The 5632-nt window shown below is 65.1% G+C and carries 7 protein-coding genes; all 7 read right to left on the reverse strand.

All coding sequences use genetic code 11. The features are described from left to right. Positions 1 to 1188 (reverse strand): oxygen-independent coproporphyrinogen III oxidase (gene hemN / locus ACEQXV_RS02390; RefSeq protein ID WP_370267716.1); only part of this gene is annotated, 1188 nt, incomplete at its 3' end. A gap of 50 nt (positions 1189 to 1238) precedes the next feature. Then, on the reverse strand, positions 1239 to 1931 hold the full coding sequence (locus ACEQXV_RS02395; protein WP_370267718.1) for an NnrU family protein: 693 nt from the start codon (positions 1929 to 1931) through the stop codon (positions 1239 to 1241). Beyond that, positions 1931 to 2146, reverse strand: coding sequence for an NnrT protein (locus ACEQXV_RS02400; RefSeq protein WP_370267719.1), 216 nt, complete (start codon positions 2144 to 2146; stop codon positions 1931 to 1933). Before ACEQXV_RS02400 ends, ACEQXV_RS02395 begins: the two co-directional genes overlap by 1 nt. Further along, a complete protein-coding gene (locus tag ACEQXV_RS02405; RefSeq protein WP_370267721.1) occupies positions 2143 to 2328 on the reverse strand; it encodes a hypothetical protein in 186 nt (61 codons plus the stop codon). Before ACEQXV_RS02405 ends, ACEQXV_RS02400 begins: the two co-directional genes overlap by 4 nt. A gap of 1 nt (position 2329) precedes the next feature. Further along, positions 2330 to 4204, reverse strand: a complete 1875-nt coding sequence (locus ACEQXV_RS02410) for a nitric oxide reductase activation protein NorD (RefSeq protein WP_370267722.1) — start codon at positions 4202 to 4204, stop codon at positions 2330 to 2332. Between the two features lie 4 nt (positions 4205 to 4208). After that, on the reverse strand, positions 4209 to 5003 hold the full coding sequence (locus ACEQXV_RS02415; RefSeq protein ID WP_093450972.1) for a CbbQ/NirQ/NorQ/GpvN family protein: 795 nt from the start codon (positions 5001 to 5003) through the stop codon (positions 4209 to 4211). Positions 5004 to 5007: 4 nt separating this feature from the next. Then, positions 5008 to 5632: cbb3-type cytochrome c oxidase subunit I (locus ACEQXV_RS02420; RefSeq protein WP_370267723.1), on the reverse strand; the 625-nt coding region annotated here is incomplete at its 5' end.

Consider the following 5632-nt stretch of genomic DNA (forward strand, 5'->3'; position numbering starts at 1 on the left):
GTTTGATTTGTCGCCGAACGCCTGACGAAGTGCAGGTCGGTTGAGGCGGAAATCGCACATCAGCATCTCGATGACGCGAGCCCTGAGCAGGTCTTCCTCTGTCATTACGTGACCGCGCGATCCTGCCAATGTCCCGCTCTCAATGCGCTGGATATAAGCGGCGGTGGCCGGCGCGTTCTGGACGTAGCCCAAGGGCAGACGCGAGATTGAGGAGGCCCCGAGGCCGATCAGCGTCGGGCAGGTGTCGTCAGTATAGCCCTGGAAGTTGCGCCGCAGGTGGCCGGTGCGGGCTGCCCGCGCCAGAGTATCGCCGGATCGCGCGAAATGGTCGATCCCGATCGCATCGAAGCCCTCATCCTTGAACCGCTGCGCTGCCAGTTTTGCGAGTTCATATCGCTCGAATTCTTTCGGCAGCGCCTCCTCGTCGATGAGCCGCTGGCGTTTCGACACCCACGGCACATGGGCGTATCCGAAAAGGGCCAGCCGATCCGGCTCCAGCTCGAGCACTTTCGAGATCGTGTCATCCATCCGCGCGATGCCCTGATGGGGCAGCCCGTAGACGAGGTCTGCGTTCAGCGAGTGAACCCCCGCTGCGCGCAGGTCTTCGACACAGGCCCGTGTCACGTCGAAGGGCTGCATGCGGCCGATGGCTTGTTGCACCTTCGGGTCGAAATCCTGGATGCCGATGCTGGCGCGGTTCATGCCCTCCTGGGCCAGCGCTGCGATCTTGTCGGGATCGACCATCGTGGGATCGATCTCGACCGAGAACTCGTGGTCCTCGGTTGGGGGGATGACGGCACGAACGGCCTGTGCCAGCCGGTGGATGAGAGGCGGCGGGAGGATCGTCGGCGTGCCGCCGCCCCAGTGCATCCGGCCCATCCGCAGCCCGGCGGGCAGGATATCTTTCAGCAGCGCCAGCTCCTGCTCCAGCGTGCCGATGTAGCTTTCAACGGGGGAAAGGGTCTTTGTGCCCTGCGTCCGGCAGGCGCAGAACCAGCACAACCGCTCGCAGAAGGGTATGTGCAGGTAAACCGAGACGGGTTCGTCCGGGTTCAGCACGGCGAGCGCATTGGCCTGGTGCCTGGCTCCCACCTCAGGCGAGAAGATGGGGGCTGTCGGATAGGAGGTGTAGCGGGGCACCCGGGCGTCGAAGAGGCCGAGGGATCTGAGGCGGTCGATCTGTTTCATACGTCCCGTATGCGCCTTTTCCGGGTCGTGAACTTTGCGTAGGATCAAGCTCAGAAGGGAAAGGGCGATACGCCGATCATTAGGTCGTGCAAGTGCAGGGCGGCGGCCCAGATCAGCAAGCCGATGATGGTGCGGATTGCAAGAAGCCGCGCGTTTTCGAGAACCCAGGTCTGGTCGAAAAAGGGGGATAGCGAGAGGATCGCAGTGTCCTTGAAAAACGCCGTGGCTTCGGGGCCGAGTGTCCGGCGGGCTTTTGTGTCAAATGCGGGCATGGCGACCAGCGCCATGATCGTGAAGCTGCCGAATAGGATCACATGGGCGAGATCTCCGTTGGGCACGAGATGCGCCCCGGCCCAAAGCGCCAGCGCAAGGAACAGCGGGTGTCGGGAGACGGCTGCGAAACCCGGATGGTCGGGATCGATGATGGCGTCGCGCTTGCCGCCAAGCGTGTAGGGGTTCCGCAGACCGAATCCGCAGAAAACCAGCACGGTGGCAATGGGCATCGCGATATTGGGCATCCACCTCGTCCAAGGTGCCTGTGGCCAGAGTTCGACATAGGGTGCCCGACCTGCCGCGACGATGACCCAGACGAGCAGGGTGAGGGACAAGAACCCGTAGGCCGAGAAATACAAGCGCCGCCCGACCGCGCCAATCAGCCTGTCGCGCAGGCCGCCGATGCGCGGCAGAAAGTGGCTGGCAACGAAGATCGTCAGTGCGAGCGTGTATTCCGTCCATCCGGTCATCAGCTTTCGGCCTTCTCCATCAGTCGCACGATGTGACAGGCAAAGGCGTAGGTCGCGGGAAGGCCGATGACCAGCCCCCCGGTTGCGGATTGCCAGGGCGTCAGCACCGGCCAGCCCATCCATGACCCGATGAGCGAGGCGAAGAAGAGGTTCACCCCCATGGCCCCGGCGCCAAACGGGTAGAGCGCCGCAAAGAGCTTCCGCGAAGGTCTCATCTCCGGCTCACCAGCATCTGTACGGCGACCAGCGACAGCAGCAATGCGACAGAGCCGACGAAGAACCAGAACTCCGCCGCTTCGGTCTGGGGCTGCGGGATGGGTCTGTCGAAGGCCTCCGCAAGGGCGGTCGTGGGCAGGATCGTCGTCAGATACGGGGCGATGGTGAGGATGCGTTTCATCTCAGTTCTCCATGGTCAGGGTTTGATAGATTTCGGGCAGGGCACGCGGCAGTCGCTCGGGATGCGGCAGCAGGGTAAACCCGGCGCGACCGAAGATGCGGGCGAACCAGTCCTGCCCGTCCAGATCGACGATGACGCCATGCACGGCCTGGCCGAGGGCGCGGGCCTCTCGGACGGCCATGCGGCTGTCTTCGATCCCGTGCTGACCCTCGTAATGGTCGAGGTCATTGGGCTTGCCATCGGTCAGGACAAGCAGCAGGCGGCGGGTCGCGCCTTCCTCGCCCAGCTGCGCCGACACATGGCGGATCGCCGCGCCGAGCCGGGTGTAGTGGCCGGGGGTCAGGCCGCCGATCCGGGCGGTGACGTCTGGCGACATCGGTTCCTCGAAGGTCTTCGCCCGGTGCAGGAAGACACTGTCGCGGCGCAGGGAGGAGAACCCCCAGATGCCAAGCCGGTCGCCGGCGGTGTCGATCCCTTCGGCCAGCGAAGACAGGGCTTCGCGGGCGACCTCGATGACCGAGGTCTCGCCGATCGCGGCCTCGGTCGAGCGGGAGCAGTCCATCAGGATCGCCACCGACAGGTCCCGTGCCACGGGACGACCCGCCTGCCAGACCCGGTCCGACCCTTCCTGTCCGCAGGCGATATCGGTGCGCGAGGTGACGATGGCGTCAAGGTCGAGGTCCTCCCCGTCAATCTGGCGGGGCAGGACGACGCGGCGCGGATGCAGCGGCGCGAACTGGCGTTTGACCCGGGCGACGAGGCGCGGGTCGGGGGCGTATTCGGTGCGCGGTTTCGCGGGGGCTTCCAGCACGCGGGTGTGGTCGGGCATGTAGGCAGCGGTGCGGCGGTTCCATTCCGGGTAGGTGAACTTGCCTGCCAGCATCTCGTGATCGGCATCCTGTGGCGACAGGTCCAGCGACAGGCGCAGACGGGTCGCGGCGCGCTTCATGTTCTCCGAGAATGTCAGATGGTCCTGATCCTCGGCCGCCTTTGCGGCGTTGTCCTGATCGTCGTCATCGACCATGCGGTTGATGTTCAGGCTTTCGGCCCAGGACATGATCGTTTCGAACCGATGGATGATGAACCCGTCGTTGCGGTTCGCCTGATCGCGATCTTCGCGTTTCGCCTCTTTCCGGCTGGGAACCGCGAAGGCGGGGGTCTGATCGGGGTCCTCCGCTGCATCCGCCGCTCCCTTGCCGGTGGTGCGCGGCAGGAACCGCAGCCAGATCGGCACCGGGGCATAGCTGCGGTAGCCACGCGGGGCGGGGGTGTCGATTTCTTCGATCCCGCCACGCTGACAGCCGATCTGGTCGAGGATCATCAGCTCGACCGAGGCCTCGTGCCGGGGCAGGGCGCCGCGTTTGCGAAGGGCGCAGGTTTCGAGGCAGAGCACCCGGTAATCTTCCTGAAGACCGGGGCAGGCGCGGAAGGCGCGGTCCATGGCACTTTCGTTAGCCGCGATCTGGGCGAGGTCGTTGCGGTAAGGGTCGGCCAGCCGCGCGGGCACCTGGGCAAAGGCTGCGATAGAGGCGAGCCAGAGATAGGCGGCGCGGTTCAGCTCCCGTGTGGAAAAGCAGTCCATCACCGGCGGCAGGCGCAGGCGGTCACCGTCGAAATCTGCCACATGCACCATTTCGCGCGGGGTGCCGACCCGGCGGAACAGGCTGGGCCGGTGGTCGGAGGAGGCGAGTGGGGACGCCACGATCTCGACCCCCGCCGGGCCGCCGAGCGCCCGGAAGAGCGCGGCAAGGCTGGGGCGCATGGCGTCGAAGGTGACGGCGCGGTCGGCGTCTGAAGCCGCCCTGCGCGTGGCCATGTCGTGCCAGAGGTTACCGACGGTTTCCTCCGGTTCCATGAGGTCGAGAACGTGGATCATGGAATCACCCGAATACGGCGCTGGCAATATCGCGCAGGGCCTGTTGAACGTCCGGCTCATCGCTGAGCGGTTCGATGATCGCGGCCTGAAGCGCCCGGTCGACGGGCATCCCCTTGGCAATCATCGTGCCGGCGTAGATCAGCAGGCGGGTGGATACCCCTTCCTCAAGGTCCATGCCCGAGAGGTTGCGGATGCCGCCCGCCAGTCGGACCAGCGCCTTCGCGCGGCCCTCGTCCAGCCCGCTTTCGCGCATGACCACTGGCACCTCGACCTCAGGCGTCGGGAAGTCGAACCCGACGGAGACGAAGCGCTGCCGGGTCGAGGGCTTCAGCTTTTTCAGGATGTTCTGGTAGCCGGGGTTGTAGCTGGCCACGAGCATGAAGCTGTCGGGCGCCACCAGTTCCTCGCCCGTCTTGTCGATGACCAGCCGACGTCGGTCATCGGTCAGCGGGTGCAGGACGACGGTGACATCCTTGCGGGCCTCCACCACCTCGTCGAGGTAGCAGATGCCGCCTTCGCGCACCGCCCGGGTAAGCGGCCCGTCGACCCAGACGGTTTCGCCCCCTTTCAACAGGTAGCGCCCGATCAGGTCGGCGGCGCTGAGGTCGTCATGGCAGGCCACGGTGTGGAGCGGCAGGTCCAGACGAGCCGCCATGTGTTCGACGAAGCGCGTCTTGCCGCATCCGGTCGGCCCCTTCAGAAGAAGGGGCAGAGCGTTGGCATGGGCCGTTTCGAACACCGTGCATTCATCTGCGACGGACTGGTAGAACGGCAGGTCGGCTGTGTTGAAGTCTTTCATCGGATCACTCTCCCGGAACGGCCGCGTCTTTGATCACGGGGCCGGGTTTGACCACCTCGCGGCGCACCACGAGCATGGAGTAGATGAAGAGGAGCGCCCCCAGCACCACCGCCACACCCGAGCCGAAGCGCATCAGGTAGAAGAGGCCAAGCTGGTCCTGGACGTCCATGTAGTAGTCGCCCACGATCCGCTGCATATGCGTCTGGATCGTTCCTGCGAAGGTCAGCGTGAAGGTCATGAAGGCCATCCCGCCGGTCATCAGCCAGAAGCTCGCCATGTTGAGCACCTGGTTGTAAGGCGCGCGGTTCCGCAGCAGCGGCATCGCATAGCTGAACATCGCGAGGTTGAGGGCCACGTAGGCGCCGTAGAAGGCAAGGTGCCCGTGGGCGGCGGTGATCTGCGTGCCATGGGTGTAGAAGTTCACCCCGTGCAGCGTGTGCAGGAAGCCCCAGACGCCCGCGCCGAAGAAGGCCACGGTGGAGGACCCGAGCGACCACAGAAGCGCGGCCTTGTTCGGGTGGTTCTTACGGCCCTTCCAGACCATCACGAAGGCGAAGGACATCATTGCGAAGAAGGGGACCACCTCGAAGGTCGAGAAGATCGAGCCGATCCACTGCCAGTAGCCCGGC

The organism is Nioella sp. (genome assembly GCF_964229645.1).
Taxonomy (GTDB): domain Bacteria; phylum Pseudomonadota; class Alphaproteobacteria; order Rhodobacterales; family Rhodobacteraceae; genus Nioella.

Coding starts and splice junctions, on each gene's coding strand:
- ACEQXV_RS02415 (WP_093450972.1), bottom strand. CDS start 5,003: ATGAAAGACTTCAACACAGCCGACCTGCCGTTCTACCAGTCCGTCGCA.
- ACEQXV_RS02405 (WP_370267721.1), bottom strand. CDS start 2,328: ATGAAACGCATCCTCACCATCGCCCCGTATCTGACGACGATCCTGCCC.
- ACEQXV_RS02395 (WP_370267718.1), bottom strand. CDS start 1,931: ATGACCGGATGGACGGAATACACGCTCGCACTGACGATCTTCGTTGCC.
- ACEQXV_RS02410 (WP_370267722.1), bottom strand. CDS start 4,204: ATGATCCACGTTCTCGACCTCATGGAACCGGAGGAAACCGTCGGTAAC.
- ACEQXV_RS02400 (WP_370267719.1), bottom strand. CDS start 2,146: ATGAGACCTTCGCGGAAGCTCTTTGCGGCGCTCTACCCGTTTGGCGCC.